At 38.1% G+C, this 2,345-nt stretch carries 5 protein-coding genes and 1 pseudogene; 4 read left to right on the forward strand and 2 right to left on the reverse strand.

The features are described from left to right. The first annotated feature begins 152 nt into the window (after positions 1-152). The 4 genes from ACFIQE_RS09635 to ACFIQE_RS09650 all read left to right on the forward strand — a co-directional run bounded on the left by ACFIQE_RS09635 (position 153) and on the right by ACFIQE_RS09650 (position 1,331). Positions 153-419 (forward strand): BrnT family toxin, encoded by a 267-nt coding sequence (locus tag ACFIQE_RS09635; RefSeq protein WP_375612170.1) that lies wholly within the window; start codon positions 153-155, stop codon positions 417-419. Next, positions 397-702 (forward strand): BrnA antitoxin family protein, encoded by a 306-nt coding sequence (locus ACFIQE_RS09640; RefSeq protein ID WP_375612163.1) that lies wholly within the window; start codon positions 397-399, stop codon positions 700-702. The genes ACFIQE_RS09635 and ACFIQE_RS09640 overlap by 23 nt, the downstream gene beginning before the upstream one ends. Before the next feature lie 208 nt (positions 703-910). After that, entirely contained in the window at positions 911-1,063 is a 153-nt protein-coding gene (locus ACFIQE_RS09645) for a type II toxin-antitoxin system RelB/DinJ family antitoxin (RefSeq protein ID WP_375641156.1), read from the forward strand. Next, positions 1,050-1,331: a type II toxin-antitoxin system YafQ family toxin gene (locus tag ACFIQE_RS09650; protein WP_375612165.1), complete on the forward strand. Its 282-nt coding sequence runs from the start codon at positions 1,050-1,052 to the stop codon at positions 1,329-1,331. Before ACFIQE_RS09645 ends, ACFIQE_RS09650 begins: the two co-directional genes overlap by 14 nt. A 46-nt stretch (positions 1,332-1,377) precedes the next feature. On the opposite strand, the gene ACFIQE_RS09655 is transcribed toward ACFIQE_RS09650, so the two are convergent. Together ACFIQE_RS09655 and ACFIQE_RS09660 are read right to left on the reverse strand one after the other, a co-directional pair. Further along, a complete protein-coding gene (locus ACFIQE_RS09655) occupies positions 1,378-1,908 on the reverse strand; it encodes an antA/AntB antirepressor family protein (RefSeq protein ID WP_375707634.1) in 531 nt (176 codons plus the stop codon). A 275-nt stretch (positions 1,909-2,183) separates the two neighbouring features. Further along, positions 2,184-2,345: pseudogene (locus ACFIQE_RS09660) on the reverse strand (integrase); the annotation flags it as partial.

Below are 2,345 nucleotides of genomic sequence, written 5' to 3' on the forward strand. Positions count from 1 at the left end.
TTATGTGAAACACCCATCTTCTTCGCAAACGCACGAACCAATAAACCCTCACGATGCTTCTTGGTCATAGTTGCTCCATTTTGAATGGTTTATACAAATTATTGTACACTTTAATTATTGACAAAGTTTTATTTTTCGTGTACATAAAATATATGAAGATAGTGTGGGATGAACCAAAAAGAGCTTTAAACATTGATAAACATAAGCTTGATTTTGCTGATGTTATTTACTTTGACTGGGAACATGCTCTTATTGATGCAACACATTCAAACCGCATGAAGGCTATTGGACATTTTGCTGATGGCACAACAGTTATTGTTTTTGCAAAGCTTGGCAATGAAGCGATATCCATTATCAGTTTTCGTCAAGCGAATAAAAAAGAAAGAGAGGTTTTCAATGATTATCAAAAAAAACTTTGAAACAGGATGTGGCTACACAAAAGAAGATTGGGACGCTGTGGATTCCCCACCATTGACAGATGAAGAACTTGCACGCTTAAAGCCAGCTAAAGATGTTTTACCAGCCTCCTTTTTTAAATATGTAACAGAAGAACGCCGTAAACGTGGGCGTCCACCGGTTGAATCTCCCAAACAAGCGGTTACTCTACGCCTTGACCCAAACGTTATTGCCTCTTTTAAAAAACAAGGAAAAGACTGGCGAACACGTATGGGTGAAGTCTTAAAAAAAGCAAGTGGTTGTTAAGCCAAACGATCTCGCCACTCTAAAAAATGTGCTTTACAGTTGAAATTAAACTTCAATTGTATTACATTGAAATACAATTACAAGAGGAGAGCTCATTATGGCTTCTAGTCGCATGGTTCAAGCGCGTGTACCAGAAGAAATTCAAAATATCGCTAGTCAAGTTATTTAAGCTTCAGGTTTATCAGTAAGTGATGTTGTGAGAGTGTTGATGACGCGTATTGCACAAGATAAAGCTATTCCGTCCTTCTTGTTTCAACCTAATGCGGAAACTATAGCGGCTTTTGCAGAACTAGAGGAAGGTAACTTAAAAAAGTTTCATTCCGTAGACGAATTATTTGATGATCTCTATGCGGACGATTGAACGTACCACTATCTTCAAATGTGATTTCAAGCGTGAAATGAAAGGACGGTATCGGCATCTTTTAGATACTGATTTGCGCCAAATCATTGCAGCATTAGCAAATGATCAACCCTTAGAACCTCGATATCATGATCATGCATTGACTGGGAATTGGAGCAATTATCGAGATTGCCATATTCGACCTTACCTAGTGTTGATTTATCGCTTGATTGGTCAAGATCGATTGATTTTAGCGCGTCTGGGCTCCCATTCAAAACTTGATCTTTAAACCACCTTCCCATTTTGAGAACGGGGAGGGGAGATGTGTTTTAAATCTAAGCAGCTTTTACGACAGATCTTGCTAAAACGCGCTTAGCTTCTTTTGTAACTGATTTGTAATGATCAAGCTCTTTTTCGATTTCATCTATTTTCAAAAGATAACCAAAGATGATACCCATGATTTTAGGATAATTTGTCAAAACATATTGACGAAGATAGTTAAAATCATCAAAGCGTGTATCATTATCATAATCAACAGCTTGGTTTCTCAGTTTCTTTTCACATTCAATAAAGTAACGGCGTGCTTGACGTCCTTTCTCATTGCGTTCAACCATGGAAAGTTCTTTCGCCATGTCTAAGGTGAGGTGATATTCTATGCTTGGACGACCGCCTTTAGGTTTTACTCTTTTTTGAGTAAAACTCACAAAGTCTTGATTTTCTTGAAAAGAATATTCTTCAATCCGTCGTGAAATCCAATCGTTGAAGCGTATATTAACGTCTAAAAACGTATGTAACTCACGCGCGTTAACGGTTTGAACAGTTTCCTGATCAATGATTTGTTCCGTAATTTCTATAAGAGTGTTCATAGCGAACTCCTAGTTGTTAGATGTTTTTCATTGACACTTTTTATAAAAATGCCGGGTGCTGAAAAACACGGCAACTAGCCCGTCGTTATGCTTTCCCCGTAAAGGGTATTATATGGCATAACCACACCCGACAAAGCTATTATATGCGTCTAGCATACAATGAGTCAAAGCTTTTAAATTGCGGAAGATCAGTTATTTCGGCAACCAATCCGCTAGTTGTTTTAAGGTGTTTTTCAAGCACCTCATTCGACAATAGACACATTGTTATAATCCTGTCAAGCCTCTCCTGATATAAAAGACGCCCACTGCTCTAAAAGAACATGTCGCTGTTCTAAAAAATCCGTTCGCATATAAGCTTTTGTCACTGAACTCCCAACTGAATGGGCAAGAACAGTTTCGGCAATTTCAAACGGTGTTGACGTTGTCTCTGCTATCCA

The organism is Bartonella sp. AA1HLJMS, from assembly GCF_042197445.1.
In the GTDB taxonomy this organism is placed as follows: Bacteria; Pseudomonadota; Alphaproteobacteria; order Rhizobiales; family Rhizobiaceae; genus Bartonella.

Bases quoted from the DNA above. Each gene is read 5' to 3' on its own strand.
- ACFIQE_RS09635 (WP_375612170.1), top strand. From the start codon at position 153: ATGAAGATAGTGTGGGATGAACCAAAAAGAGCTTTAAACATTGATAAA.
- ACFIQE_RS09640 (WP_375612163.1), top strand. From the start codon at position 397: ATGATTATCAAAAAAAACTTTGAAACAGGATGTGGCTACACAAAAGAA.
- ACFIQE_RS09645 (WP_375641156.1), top strand. From the start codon at position 911: ATGACGCGTATTGCACAAGATAAAGCTATTCCGTCCTTCTTGTTTCAA.
- ACFIQE_RS09650 (WP_375612165.1), top strand. From the start codon at position 1,050: ATGCGGACGATTGAACGTACCACTATCTTCAAATGTGATTTCAAGCGT.
- ACFIQE_RS09655 (WP_375707634.1), bottom strand. From the start codon at position 1,908: ATGAACACTCTTATAGAAATTACGGAACAAATCATTGATCAGGAAACT.